This window comes from Tritonibacter scottomollicae, assembly GCF_032924845.1.
In the GTDB taxonomy this organism is placed as follows: Bacteria; Pseudomonadota; Alphaproteobacteria; order Rhodobacterales; family Rhodobacteraceae; genus Epibacterium; species Epibacterium scottomollicae.
In genome coordinates, this window is sequence record NZ_CP136704.1 from 2,361,095 (window position 1) to 2,373,619 (window position 12,525).

At 62.1% G+C, this 12,525-nt stretch carries 10 protein-coding genes; all 10 read right to left on the reverse strand.

Annotated elements, in window-relative coordinates; translation table 11 throughout:
- Positions 1 to 199: 199 nt before the first annotated feature.
- Complete coding sequence (locus R1T40_RS11840; protein ID WP_317384252.1) at positions 200 to 1,573, reverse strand: aspartate aminotransferase family protein; 1,374 nt, start codon at positions 1,571 to 1,573, stop codon at positions 200 to 202.
- 62 nt (positions 1,574 to 1,635) lie between these two features.
- Positions 1,636 to 3,111, reverse strand: a complete 1,476-nt coding sequence (locus R1T40_RS11845; RefSeq protein WP_317384253.1) for an NAD-dependent succinate-semialdehyde dehydrogenase — start codon at positions 3,109 to 3,111, stop codon at positions 1,636 to 1,638.
- 85 nt (positions 3,112 to 3,196) lie between these two features.
- Positions 3,197 to 3,676, reverse strand: a complete 480-nt coding sequence (locus R1T40_RS11850; RefSeq protein WP_317384254.1) for an Lrp/AsnC family transcriptional regulator — start codon at positions 3,674 to 3,676, stop codon at positions 3,197 to 3,199.
- A 1-nt stretch (position 3,677) separates the two neighbouring features.
- Complete coding sequence (doeB, locus tag R1T40_RS11855; RefSeq protein WP_317384255.1) at positions 3,678 to 4,670, reverse strand: N(2)-acetyl-L-2,4-diaminobutanoate deacetylase DoeB; 993 nt, start codon at positions 4,668 to 4,670, stop codon at positions 3,678 to 3,680.
- Positions 4,671 to 4,839: 169 nt separating this feature from the next.
- The gene (locus R1T40_RS11860; protein WP_317384256.1) at positions 4,840 to 5,973 is read right to left on the reverse strand and encodes a GlxA family transcriptional regulator; all 1,134 of its coding nucleotides are present in this window, start codon (positions 5,971 to 5,973) and stop codon (positions 4,840 to 4,842) included.
- 144 nt (positions 5,974 to 6,117) lie between these two features.
- Complete coding sequence (gene iolB, locus R1T40_RS11865) at positions 6,118 to 6,924, reverse strand: 5-deoxy-glucuronate isomerase (RefSeq protein ID WP_317384257.1); 807 nt, start codon at positions 6,922 to 6,924, stop codon at positions 6,118 to 6,120.
- A 32-nt stretch (positions 6,925 to 6,956) separates the two neighbouring features.
- On the reverse strand, positions 6,957 to 7,862 hold the full coding sequence (gene iolE / locus R1T40_RS11870) for a myo-inosose-2 dehydratase (RefSeq protein WP_317384258.1): 906 nt from the start codon (positions 7,860 to 7,862) through the stop codon (positions 6,957 to 6,959).
- A gap of 101 nt (positions 7,863 to 7,963) precedes the next feature.
- Positions 7,964 to 9,793 (reverse strand): 3D-(3,5/4)-trihydroxycyclohexane-1,2-dione acylhydrolase (decyclizing), encoded by a 1,830-nt coding sequence (gene iolD, locus R1T40_RS11875; RefSeq protein ID WP_317384259.1) that lies wholly within the window; start codon positions 9,791 to 9,793, stop codon positions 7,964 to 7,966.
- Entirely contained in the window at positions 9,790 to 11,703 is a 1,914-nt protein-coding gene (locus tag R1T40_RS11880) for a bifunctional 5-dehydro-2-deoxygluconokinase/5-dehydro-2-deoxyphosphogluconate aldolase (RefSeq protein ID WP_317384260.1), read from the reverse strand. The genes iolD and R1T40_RS11880 overlap by 4 nt, the downstream gene beginning before the upstream one ends.
- On the reverse strand, positions 11,703 to 12,524 hold the full coding sequence (locus R1T40_RS11885; protein WP_317384261.1) for an ATP-binding cassette domain-containing protein: 822 nt from the start codon (positions 12,522 to 12,524) through the stop codon (positions 11,703 to 11,705). Before R1T40_RS11885 ends, R1T40_RS11880 begins: the two co-directional genes overlap by 1 nt.
- Position 12,525 lies beyond the last annotated feature (1 nt).

Consider the following 12,525-nt stretch of genomic DNA (forward strand, 5'->3'; position numbering starts at 1 on the left):
CCGGAATGCCGCTTTGAGAACCATAGGGGAGAACGGTTAATAGCGGTTAAAAACCAAAAGCCGAATATTTGAGGCGCAACAACAAGACACCGCACGCCCCTCAAACATCAACTGCAACCCATGGGTCGCATAGACTAAACCGCCCACGCCAAGGGCGTGGGCGGTTTTTCTGACATCAGACCAGGGTCGAAACCGCAGATCAGCCCAGCACGGATTTCACCGCGCGCACAGTGCCCTCGACCACCTGATCGGCCTCGGCGCGTGTGAGGCAGAAGGGCGGCGCAAAGCCCAGGATATCGCCCTGTGGCATGGCACGCGCGATGATCTTGTCTTGTTCCAGCAGTTTGGCGGAGACCTGCGGGCCAATCTTGTCAGCCGCGTCAAAGAAGGTGCGACTGTCGCGATCTTTGACAAATTCAACCGCGCAGAGCATGCCATCGCCGCGTATATCGCCGACATTGGCATGTTCGCCCAGCGCCTCTGCCATGGTGGCATTGAGGTATGCGCCGACATCGCCAGCATTGCTCACGAGGTTCAGCTCGTCGATGAGTTTCAGGTTGGCAACACCCGCTGCCGCGCCGATGGGGTGCGCGGAGTAGGTCCAGCCGTGGCCGATGGGGCCGTTCTCATCGGTGCCCTGCTCCAACACTTTCCAGACCTTGTCACCAACGATGGAGCCGGAAAGCGGCGCATAGGCCGAGGTCAGGCCCTTGGCGATGGTGATGATGTCGGGCTCGATGCCGTAATGGTCAGAGCCGAACATGGTGCCAAGACGGCCAAAGCCGGTGACAACCTCATCCGCAACCAGAAGAATGTCGTGTTTCTTCAGGACTGTCTGGATCGCCTCCCAATAGCCTGCGGGCGGCGGCACGATACCCCCGGTGCCCAGGATCGGCTCACCGATGAAGGCCGCAATCGTGTCTGCGCCTTCACGCTCGATCAACGCTTCCAGCTCGGCCACGCAATGGGCCACGAACTGCTCTTCGGTCTGGTTCAGATCCTCGCGGCGGAAGTAATAGGGCGCCTCGGTGTGGATCACCTGCTCGACGGGCAGGTCGAATTTCTTGTGGAACAGCTCAAGCCCGGTCAGGGAGCCGGTGACCAGCCCGGAACCGTGATAGCCGCGCCAACGCGAGATGATCTTTTTCTTCTCGGGGCGGCCAAGGATGTTGTTGTAGTACCAGATCAGTTTGACATTGGTTTCATTGGCGTCGGAGCCGCCAAGGCCGAAATAGACCTTCGACATATTCTTGGGCGCGCGATCCAGGATCATCTTCGCCAGCGTGATAGACGCCTCGGTGCCGTGTCCCACATACGAATGATAATAGGCCAGCTCGCGCGCCTGATCGGCGATCGCCTCGGCAATCTCCTGACGGCCATAGCCGACGTTCACGCAGTAAAGCCCGGCAAAGGCATCCAAGAGCTTGTTGCCGTCGCGGTCCTCGATAAAGACGCCGGAGGCGGTCTTGATCACCCGGTTTGCGCTCTCACCGCGCGCGTGCTGCGCCAGATGGGTCGAGGGGTGAAAGAAGTTGTCGCGGTCCCATTGGTCCAGTTGATCGTTCTTCAGCATTTCGTGTCCTTCCTATTTCCGTGCTCCACCCGCGGGGTGGAAAATCTCGCGTGGTCCGAGGGTTACGCCCAGTCGCGGCAGACGTATTTGATCTCGGTGAATTCCTCCATGCCCAGCCGTGCGCCCTCGCGCCCCATGCCGGACTGTTTGGTGCCGCCAAAGGGGATCGGCGCGCCGGTGACCTTGGTGCGATTGACCGCCACCATGCCGAACTGCAACGCGCGGCTCAGGCGATAGATCCGGCGCGGGTCGTGGCTGTGCACATAGGCGACAAGGCCATATTCACTGTCGTTCGCACGCTGGATCACCTCATCCTCGGTGTCAAACGGCGTGATCGGCGCGACCGGGCCAAAGGTTTCCTCGTGCAGGATGGCCGCATCTGCAGGCACATCAGTCAACACGGTCGGTTCATAGAACAGCGGCCCCAGCGGGTGACGATTGCCTCCGCAGGCCAATGTGGCGCCTTTTTCCAGCGCGTCGGCCACATGTTGTTCCTGCTTTTGCACCGCTTTTTCGTTCATCAAGGGGCCAATGTCGGGATCATCAATCCCTTTCCCCACAGTAAGCGCCTGCGTGGCGGTCACAAAGCGGGTGCAGAACTCATCATAAATGTCGCGCTCAACAAAGATGCGGTTCGCGCCGAGGCAATCCTGCCCGGAGGTGGCGAATTTCGCCTTCATGGTCTCGGCGACAGCGCGATCCAGATCGCAATTCTTGAAGACAATGACCGGCGCATGGCCTCCCAGTTCCATCACCAGCCGTTTAACCGTCTCGGCGGACTGACGATACAGGAGCTTGCCCACCTCGGTGGACCCGGTGAAGGACAAGGCCCGCACCCGCGCATCCCGCGTCCAAGGCTCCACTACCACCGGGGCTTTGCCAGTGACCACGTTGAAGACACCCTTTGGGATGCCTGCCCGTTCGGCCAGCTCCGCCAACGCCAGCGCACTGAATGGAGTCTCGCCTGAGGGGTGTGCCACCACCGTGCAGCCCGCCGCCAGCGCCGCCGCGGCCTTGCGCGTCAGCATCGCGGACGGGAAATTCCACGGCGTGATCAGTGCGGCCACGCCCACCGGTTCGCGCCACAGCTCAACCTCAGCATCCGGCAGATGGCTGGTGACGCCCTCGATATTGGGGCGTTTGGATTCCTCGGCATAAAATTCAAGGAAGGCTGCGCCGTAGTCGATCTCGCCGCGTGCCTCGGACAAGGGTTTTCCCTGCTCAAGCACCATCAGCCGGGCAAGGTCCTCTTTGTGTTCGATCATCAGCTCGAACCAACGGCGCAGGATGGCGCAACGGTCCTGCGGCAACATCAGCGCCCAGCTGGCAAACGCCGCATGCGCCGCATCCACCGCGGCAGAGGAATCTTCTGCCGTCATTGCGGTCACATCACCTATGACATCACCGGTGGCGGGGTCATGAACGGCGACAACCTCACCGTTGGATGAAGCGCACCATTTCCCGTTTATGTAGGAAAATGAGCGCACCAGCGATTTGTCATTGATCTCCGCACGCGCGGACAGGGCCGTTAACGACATGTCTGCTCCTCCTGAAATTCTACCACGGAGTGTGCAGGGTTCCTTTCAGAAGATGTGACTGAAGTTTGCCCGGCAGGCAGAGGATTCACCTGCCGTTGAGTAGTATCTCCAAAGGCGGCACACCTGCCCCCTTTACCGGTTTGGTCACGATATAGGTGAAATAGCGGCTCAGACCGATGCGCGCATCCAGCATCGCATCAATCAATCGCTGATAGGCGTCGATATCGCAGGTGACGATCTGCAACAGATAGTCGAAGCCACCGCCCAGCGCCCAACAGGCCACGACCTCATCATAGCGCTGCATCGCCGCCTCGAAGGACTGAAAACTGGCAGCGGTGTGATCGGTCAGTTCGGCAGCCACAAAAACGGTGACGTGCGGGGCGATTTTCTTGAGGTTGATGCGGGCGTTATAGCCTTCGATCAGCCCGGCCTTCTCCAGCTTCTTCAGGCGTTCCCAGCAGGGAGTGGGCGACAAGCCCACTTGATCGGCCAGCGCCGCCTTGGTGATGCGGCCATCGCGGGACAGAATGCGGAGAATTTCGAGGTCGCGCTGATCCAGATGCATGTCAGTCTTCGACCACACCAATCACGGCGGCACAGTCGCCGGATTTGATCATGCCCGGAAAATGGCGACTGATCAGCACGCCACCGCGGCGCGCGCGATACTCTAACGGTGCCTGCCCGGTGCGATCCGGCGACCAGACGCGCGCGACCACATCATCCTTTTCCACATGATCGCCAAGATCGACCATGATCTCAAAAAGACCGTCGTGCTCACTGAACACAAAACAATCCCCATCCGGCATATCGAGGGTCACGGAGGGATCGATCTGCATCTCGCCCTGCAGAATACCAAAATGGATCAACACATTCCGCAGACCCTTCTTGGCAATGGCATTGCTGCGCGCCGTGGACATGCCACCGCCGCCCAGTTCCGTGGTAACCAGCACCGTGCCCATATCCTCGACGGCAGTGTCGTACATGCCTTCGCTGTCGATCTCCAACAGTTGCACTGAATAGGGCGCGTTAAAGGCCTGCATCGCGGCGTAGCAGGCCTCCTGAAGGCCCTTGTCCTCAAGGATATGCGCGGCAGCAAAGGGGACGAAATCCAGCGTTTTTCCGCCAGAGTGGAAATCCACCGCCACATCTGCCATCGGCAGCAACTTGCGTTGGAAATAATCGGCGATCTTTTCGGTGACCGTGCCATCGGGGCGGCCCGGAAAGGCGCGATTCAGGTTGCCCCTGTCGATGGGCGAGGTCCGCGCACTGGCGCGAAAAGCGGGATAGTTGAAATAGGGCACGATGATCAGCCGCCCGGTCACATCCTCTGCGCGCGTGGTGGCCGCAAGCTCTTGCAGCGCCACGGGGCCCTCGTATTCGTCGCCATGGTTGGCCCCGGTCAATAGCGCGGTCTTTCCTGCCCCGTTCTGGATCACCGTGATCGGGATCATCACCGAACCCCAGGCGCTGTCGTCGCGGCTGTAGGGCAGTTTCAGAAACCCATGGTGCACACCGTCCTGATCCAGTGGAATCGTCGGGGAGATCGGGTTTGCCTTCATGTCTCTATCCTTTGCCAGCCAATTTCAGTGGATACACACAGCGCCTGACTTGTGTTCCTTGCAATCAATACGAATGCTTGCACTGAATTCAAAGCCTTGTGTGGGCATGTGCCACCCGAAGCATGGCAGCTGGAGCCCGTTCAGCCTCACGCCGCGCGGCCAACTCCGATCATGCGCCGCGCAGGCTGGCCCCCGCACGATCCCGCGCCCTCACCTGATAGGGCGTCATCCCGTATTCACGCCGATAAGCACGCGACAACGATGTCGAAGACGCAAAGCCGCTGGCAAATGCGATCTCCGCAATCGGAAGGTTGGTATCGGTGATCAGCTTGTTTGCGAGCTTCAGCCGCAACTGCATGTAGTGCTTTGCGGGTGTGGTGTTGAGATGTGCAAGGAACAGTCTTTCAAGGTGGCGCACCGACACCCCTGCCCGCTCCGCGATCTCTGCTGTCGGCAACGGGTGTTCAATACACTCTTCCATGACCGCCATGGCCTTGACCAGGCGCCCCTCCAACAGGTTGGTATTGCGCGCGGCTCCCTTGGGCTGCTCACCCGAATAGCCCCGCGCGGTATCGATCATCAAAATGCTCGCCAACTCTGCGCAGTGCTGCGGGGACAAGAATTGCGAGAGGAACCGAATGACAAGTTCAGCGGTATGTGAGCGACCGGCACAGGTGAGAATTCCCGCATTGTCTTCAACCAACCGATTGCTGACCGTCGGATAATCGCCAGCCTCGCGCAACGTGCGCACATCAAGCCAATGTGTGGTTGCTGGCCCTGAAAGTGGTGCAGAGCGCCGGATATAAGAGGTTGCGGCCTCGGACAACAGAAACGCCGGACGGCGCAGTTTCTGCATGGCCCGAATCCGTGCCAACCAACTCCCACCGCCGTAGTTATGCCCCCCGACGACGAACAGCACATCCTTGAGGTATTGGACACCGATCGCAGGATCTGCGCGCACCAGCAGGTCGGAATTGCTTGCAACGATACCGGGCGAGTCCGAGGTGATGCACCACGAAAACCAATTGCCCGCATCAAGAGTGTTGGCAGCGTCCAAGACAGCGATGATCGACGACAGCTCTAAATGGGAGAATCCCGGCTGTACAAACAATTCAACGGTCAACCGGGGCCCGATAGAAGTCTCTTCGCGCTGTTCGTTGTCAGATGAAGGGTGATGTGTCGCGTTCATGATGAAACGAGACGGTAGCGTCGTTTCGGTTGGGTCGGCAAGCAAACTCCGGATTATCCGCGGAGTTTTTTGCCGCAGCGCGTTGCTCCGCCGCCCCCTCAGCCGGGGCGGCAAGACGACGCCACGCAGGTGGTCTCCGCTTCACTGACACAGTTCCGGTTTCTGACCCTATGATTGACCTGCGACGCGCGCCCGCTCAGCGCGCGTCGCAGGCTCACATGGCGGAAGCTTCTGTTCCACCCAAGCCTGTGTGCGCCGTCAGCTGTCGCGCTCCATGATCCATTCGACCTCTGGCGCGGCGACAAAGCGCCATTTGCGCAAGGGGCCGGCCATGACGTTGAGGTAATACATCTCGAACCCATATGGCGCGCCGCAGGGGTGGTGGCCGCGCGGCACCAGGACCACATCGCCATCCGCGACCGCCATGGTTTCATCCAGCTGCCCGTCATCGGTATAGACGCGCTGGACGCCAAAGCCGCTCGCTGGGTTCAGGCGGTGATAATAGGTCTCTTCAAGATAGGTGATCCGGGGGAAGTCATCCTCGTCGTGGCGGTGGCTCGGGAAGGACGACCAGTGGCCGGCGGGGGTGAAGACCTCGGTGACCAGCAGGCTGTCGCAATAGTCCTCGTTCTCCATCGCGATATTGTTGATGTAGCGGGTGTTGGTGCCCTTGCCGCGCTCTGTGAGGGTGATGCCATCGGGGCCGATCCGGCGTGCCGCATGGCCGCCCTTGCCCGGTGCGGAGCAGACCGCGATGGTGCAATCGGTGGTGGCCTCGGCGCTCCAGTCGCTGCCATTGGGTAGATAAAGACAATGGGGTGGGGTTTTCTCAAAGACTGACATACGCTCGCCCAGCTCGCCCCAGTCCTGGCCTGCGCCGGTCAGGTTGGCTTTGCCTTCCACCATCACGAGGATCACCTCGCGGTCGCCGGTGACATCAGCCACCCTCTCGCCCGCGCGCAGCCGGTGCAGGGCAAAGCCCACGTAGCGCCAGCCTGCACTTTCGGGCGTGATGCGATGCACCTCGCCATGGATGCCAAAGGGTTTTCGCAGCAGATCGCTCATGGTTCTTGCCTCCTGTTGTTGGGTCGCGGGGATTAACCCGTAACCTCTAGCCCATAGCGCGCGCAAAGGTCGCGAATGGTCTGATAGCCCAGTTTTGAGGCCGCATAGGGCGCGACCTTGGCGGGGTCTTGCTCGGCCTCGACCACGATCCAGCCCTGATAGCCCATTTGGGCCAGACGTTCGGTCACTGCGGCAAAATCGATGGACCCTTCGGCATCCCCCGGCACGGTGAAGGCCCCGGCGATGACCGCATCCAGAAAGGACCAGCTCTCAGTGCGGGCCTGCGCAGCGATATTGGCGCGCAGATCCTTGTAGTGGACGTGGTGGATGCGGTCGCCCCATTTGTCGAGCGTGCCCAGCAGATCGCCGCCACCAAAGACCAGATGCCCGGTGTCATAGAGGAGCGTCACCTCAGGGCTGCTGGCCTCCATCAACCAGTCGATATCCTCCTGATCCTCGATGAAGGCCCCCATGTGGTGGTGATAGGCCAGAGGCAGGCCCTTGTCGGTCATCCACTTGGCCAGCTCAGAGAGCTTGGCCGCATAGGCGCGCACCTCGTCCCGCGCGAGCTTGGAGCGGTTGTTCACCGCGGTCGTGCGGTCGCCCTGCACGGTGTTGGAGCATTCCGCATAGACCAGACAGGGCGCGCCCAAAGCGGCGAATTGTTCGACCTGCTCTGCGATGGCAGCTTTTTCGGTCTCGACGTCATTCACCAAGAGGTTGCCCGAGCACCAGCCACCACAGAGATAAATGTCGTATTCGTTCAGATACTTGCGCAGCCCTGAGGTGTCCTGGGGCATGCGGCGGCCACGTTCGACCCCGGTATAGCCGATCTCGCGCGCTTCGCTCAGGGCCTGTTCCATCGTGTAGGCGGCGGTGAGGTCGGGCAGGTCGTCGTTCTGCCATGCGATGGGGGAGATGCCGATCTTGACGCTCATGGACGGTGTCTTTCGTTGTGGGCGCATGTCAGCGCCTGATCCAAAATTGGGGCCTTTCCGACGTGCGGGAGGACGCACCCCGGAAAGGCAGGCCACGGGCGTCAGTTGAGCGCGCGGGCCTTGATCTGTTTTTCATATTCGGCGCGTTTGGCGCGCACCTCGGCCCGCTCGGACACTTCGGGCACCGCCACGTCCCACCAATGGCCGCCATCGGGCGTCGAGGGGTAGGGGTCGGTGTCGATCACCACCACAAATGGCCCTTTGGCGGATTTGGCGCGGCTCAGGGCCTCTTCCAGCTCTGCGATGCTGCTGACATGTACGGCCGCCGCCCCCATGGATGCGGCATGGGCGGCAAAGTCGATGTTGGACGGTGTCACGTGATGGGAATGGTCGAGGAGGTTGTTGAACTCTGCCCCGCCGGTGCCCATTTGCAGCCGGTTGATGCAGCCGTAGCCGCGATTGTCGGTGATCACCACGGTCATGTCGATGCCCAGCATCGCCGCCGTCGCCAGTTCCGAGTTGGCCATCATATAGCTGCCGTCGCCGATCATGCAGACCACATCACGCTCTGGCTGCGCCATCTTGATGCCCATGGCGCCGGCGATCTCATATCCCATGCAGGAATAGCCGTATTCCATGTGATAGGCCCCGGGGCGCGGGGCTTTCCAGAGTTTGTGCAGCTCGCCCGGCATGGTGCCCGCGGCGCACATCACCACCGTGTCGGGACCGGAGGCCCGTTGCACCGCGCCGATCACCTGCTGGTCGGTCGGCAGTTGGATGTCCTCGCGCGGGGCGGCGGTGAGCGGGTCAACCGCGCCGAACCACGCCTCCTTGAGGGTGGCGGAGGGGGCGGCGAATTGCAGATCGCCAAGCGCCGCCCCCAGCAGTTCCAGCCCGACGCGGGCATCGCAGCAGAGCGGCTCTGCGCCATGTTTCATTGCGTCATAGGCGGCAACATTGAGCGAGACGAGCGTGCGATCCGGGTTCTGAAACAGGTTCCACGATCCGGTGGTGAAATCCTGAAACCTTGTGCCCACACCCAGAACCAGATCGGCCCCGGCGCAGACTTCATTGGCTGACCCCGCACCGGTCACTCCCACGGGGCCGAGGTTCAGCGGATGATCCCACGCGAGGGCGGATTTGCCCGCCTGGCTTTCGACAACCGGGATCTGATGCGCCTCGGCAAAGCGTTGCAGCGCGGCGCAGGCGTCCGCGTAATGCACGCCACCCCCGGCCACGATCACCGGCGATTTTGCCGCTCTCAGCAGGTCGGCCACTCGCGCCAGCTCGCCCTCATCCGGGCGGGGACGGCGGGTTTGCCAGACGCGCGGCGCAAAGAAGGCCTCGGGCCAGTCGTAGGCCTCTGCCTGCACGTCCTGACAGAACGACAGACAGACCGGGCCGCAGTCTGCCGGGTCGGTCATAGTGCGAAAGGCGCGCGGCAGGGCGGTCAGCAACTGTTCGGGGCGCATGATGCGGTCGAAATAACGCGTGACGGGTTTGAAACAATCATTGGCGCTGGTGGTGCCATCGCCGAAATCCTCGATCTGTTGCAACACCGGGTCGGGGCCCCGGTTGGCAAAGACATCGCCGGGGATCAGCAACAGCGGCAGCCGGTTCACATGCGCCAGCGCCGCCGCCGTCACCATATTGGTGGCACCGGGGCCGATGGAGGAGGTGACCGCCATCGCCCGCTTGCGCGCGGACTGCTTGGCATAGGCAATCGCCGCATGGGCCATGGTCTGCTCATTGTGGCCGCGATAGGTGCGAAATTCTTCGCGCGCGCCATGCAGTGCCTCGCCCAGACCGGCCACATTCCCGTGGCCAAAGATTGCCCAGATCCCGGCGAGGAAGGGTTCGCCCTCCTCGTTCAGTTGTGCGGCGATATACTTCACCATCGCCTGCGCTGCGGTTAGCCGGATCGTGCTCATTGTGCCGCCTCCATTGTGCGTGCGCGTGCCTGCGCCCAGACATCGCAAAGCCGGGCGTAATTCTCTGTCATGCGCGCCACCGCGCTGTCGTCGTCAATGCGGTCTGCAAACCAGTCGCGGGCCACATCGCCAAAGATCGTCCGCCCGACGGCAAACCCTTTGACCAGCGGGAAGCGCACGGCGAGGGCAAAGCTCTCGCGCAGCTCGTCCTCCGGTGCGTCCAGACCCAGCACCACGATACCACGAGTGCGTTTGTCGTTGCGCTCGATCGCATCGCAGCTTGCAGCCCATGCGGCCTCGGAGCGGAAGGGTTCGAGCTTCCACCAATCGGGGTAGATGCCGGCATCGTACACGCGCTGGATGACATCTGGCGTGGTTTTATCGTCAACGGGGCCGACCTTGGAGGGGATCACCTCCAGCAGGAACTCAAGCCCGTTGCGGCGGCAGGACTGGAACACGCGGGTGATGGTGGCGATCTGGTCGGCCCACATCGCGTCGTCATCGTCAGGATGCGGGAAGCACAGGCATTTGACCACATGTTCGCCGGGCCATTCCTTCAGCCCGCCTGCATCCTCGCCCACCTGCGGTTCCAGCCGCAAGGGGCGCGAGCCGGGCCATTCGACCGGCCTGCCGACCCAAAGCCCCTGCCCCGCTGCCGCATAGAGCGCGCGCGCGCCAAGGCGGCCATCGCAGAGGATGCCGTGACCGGGGCGGCCTGCGGCCTGCGCAACGGCGGCCCTGAGGCAGAGCTCCTTGAACGCGCCGATGCGGTCGGGCGTGGCGCCGTCCATCTCTTCCATCTGCATGCGGTGATCAAAAGCAAAGACCCGCAGGTCGTCCCAGTCACGCTTGCGGGTGGTGGACCAGTGGATCTGCTCCAGCGCGGTGTCGTTGCGCAAGGCTTTCTCCACCACGCCGCGCTGGAGGAAGAATTGCAGCTCTTCCCAGCTGGGATAGGCGGGGGTGCAGCCATGACGGCTGACGGCAAAGGCCCCGCAGGCATTGGCGTATTTGAGCGAGGTGGGCCAGTCTACGCCGTCGAGCCAGCCCTTCAGAAGACCGGACATGAAGCCATCGCCCGCGCCGAGCACGTTAAAAACCTCGATAGGAAAACCGGGGCCGCTTTGGCCCTCGTCCAGCCTGTCCGGGATCGCGCCGGTGAAGGCCACCGCGCCATCGGCACCGCGCTTGCACACCAGCGTCGCACCCGAGACCGCGCGCACCGCCCGCAGTGCTGCGACCGTGTCGGTGGTGCCGCCTGCGATGTGGAATTCCTCTTCGGTGCCGACGATCAGGTCAAACAGATGCAGGGTGGATTGCAGTTTTTCCGTCACCGCTGCTGAGGCAATAAAGCGGTTTTCACCGTCGCCATGTCCGGAGAGCCCCCAGAGGTTGGGGCGGAAATCAATGTCCAGCGCGGTCTGTGCGCCGTGTTTGCGGGCAAGTTCCAGCGCCTTCAGCACTGCTGCCTCGGTACGCGGATTACTGAGGTGGGTGCCGGTGGCCACAACCGCCCGCGCCCGGGAGATGAACCCTTCGTCCACGTCTTGTGCGCTCAGCGCCATATCGGCGCAATTCTCGCGGTAGAAGATCAGCGGGAACTGGTCCTCATCGCGAATGCCCAGCAGCACTAGCGCCGTCAGCCGTTCCGGATCGGTGAGAACGCCGGTGACGTCGACGCCCTCCTTCACCAGTTCCTCGCGCAGGAAGCGGCCCATATGCTCGTCGCCGACCTTGGTCAGCAGGGCCGAGCGCAGCCCCAACCGGGCAGTGCCCGTCGCCATATTGGTGGGCGATCCGCCGACGTATTTCTCGAAACTGCGCATGTCTTCAAGACGACCACCGACCTGCGCGCCGTAAAGGTCGACAGACGACCGCCCGATGGTGATGAGGTCCAGATCCTTTGCCATCAGACGGTGCCCCCGAGCGAGCCTTCAAGCTGCGCCATTTCCTGGCCACCCGCCATCAGGTCCTGCAGTTGCTCGGGCGTGATGTCGCCCCGTTCCGCCGTGCCCAGCGTCTTGCCGCGATTGAGCACGGTAAAGCGGTCCCCGACCGCCAGCGCGTGCCGTACGTTGTGGCTGATGAAGACCACCCCCACCCCTTGCTTGCGCACCCGGTCAATGGTCGCCAGCACGTTCGAGGTCTGCCGCACGCCCAGCGCCGATGTCGGCTCATCCAGGATCAGCACCCGCGCGCCGAAATAGACCGCGCGGGCAATCGCCACCGTCTGGCGTTCACCGCCCGACAGCGTCCCCACCGCCTGATCGGGACCACGCAGGTTGATGCCCATCTTGCGCATCTCCTCCACCGCGGTCTCGTTCATCATGTCAACATCCATGCGGCGGAAGGGTTTGCGTCCTTTCACCGGCTCACGCCCCATGAAGAAATTCCGCGTCACACTCATCAGCGGGATCATCGCCAGATCCTGAAAGACGGTGGCAATCCCGGCTTCCATCGCATCGCGCGGACTGTCGAAATTCATCGGCTGGTCGTCGATGGTGATGGTGCCCTTTGTGGGCTTGTGTACACCTGACATCGTCTTGATGAAGGTCGACTTGCCAGCCCCATTGTCGCCCAGCAGGCAGTGGCATTCGCCCGGCCTCACATCAAAGCTGACGCCCGCCAGCGCAATGATGTTGCCAAAGTGCTTTTCGATGTTCTGCATCTTGATGATCGGCTGGGTCGTGCCCTGCGGGTCACCGTGGTGGAATGTCGTGTCCTGGGTCATC

Excerpts from the sequence above, each read along its gene's own strand:
- R1T40_RS11840 (WP_317384252.1), bottom strand. The coding sequence starts at position 1,573 with ATGCTGAAGAACGATCAACTGGACCAATGGGACCGCGACAACTTCTTT.
- R1T40_RS11845 (WP_317384253.1), bottom strand. The coding sequence starts at position 3,111 with ATGTCGTTAACGGCCCTGTCCGCGCGTGCGGAGATCAATGACAAATCG.
- R1T40_RS11850 (WP_317384254.1), bottom strand. The coding sequence starts at position 3,676 with ATGCATCTGGATCAGCGCGACCTCGAAATTCTCCGCATTCTGTCCCGC.
- doeB (WP_317384255.1), bottom strand. The coding sequence starts at position 4,670 with ATGAAGGCAAACCCGATCTCCCCGACGATTCCACTGGATCAGGACGGT.
- iolB (WP_317384257.1), bottom strand. The coding sequence starts at position 6,924 with ATGAGCGATCTGCTGCGAAAACCCTTTGGCATCCATGGCGAGGTGCAT.
- iolE (WP_317384258.1), bottom strand. The coding sequence starts at position 7,862 with ATGAGCGTCAAGATCGGCATCTCCCCCATCGCATGGCAGAACGACGAC.
- iolD (WP_317384259.1), bottom strand. The coding sequence starts at position 9,793 with ATGAGCACGATCCGGCTAACCGCAGCGCAGGCGATGGTGAAGTATATC.
- R1T40_RS11880 (WP_317384260.1), bottom strand. The coding sequence starts at position 11,703 with ATGGCAAAGGATCTGGACCTCATCACCATCGGGCGGTCGTCTGTCGAC.
- R1T40_RS11885 (WP_317384261.1), bottom strand. The coding sequence starts at position 12,524 with ATGACCCAGGACACGACATTCCACCACGGTGACCCGCAGGGCACGACC.